This window comes from Microbacterium sp. GbtcB4, from assembly GCF_019091465.1.
GTDB classification, from domain to species: domain Bacteria; phylum Actinomycetota; class Actinomycetes; order Actinomycetales; family Microbacteriaceae; genus Microbacterium; species Microbacterium paraoxydans.
In genome coordinates this window covers 1-253 of sequence record NZ_JAGXJJ010000288.1, presented here as the reverse complement: position 1 = coordinate 253, position 253 = coordinate 1, and the positions used below count along the sequence as shown (strand labels likewise).

The window sequence follows — 253 nt, the reverse complement described above, 5'->3', positions numbered from 1 at the left end:
GTGATCGCATGCTGCGCGGGCCCGGACGCGCACATCCGCATCGACGCGAGCAGCCGCAGACCGGAGAGGAACGGATCGTCCGCAGCGAACCCGGCCGTCAGCGCCCAGGCGGCCCGGTACCCGGCGACGCGATGGGACTTGGACAGTCCGGCGAAGGTGACGCAGGGCACATCGGGGGCGACCTGGGCAGTGGAGACGTGCGTGAATCCGGGGGACACGACCCGGTCGTAGATCTCGTCCGAGAGCAGCAGCA

The 253-nt window shown here is 70.4% G+C and carries 1 protein-coding gene; it reads right to left on the bottom strand.

What is annotated here, in order from left to right:
- Nucleotides 1-253, bottom strand: a 253-nt coding sequence (locus KVS71_RS17925; RefSeq protein WP_217585212.1) for an aminotransferase class I/II-fold pyridoxal phosphate-dependent enzyme, incomplete at both ends; no start/stop codon positions are given.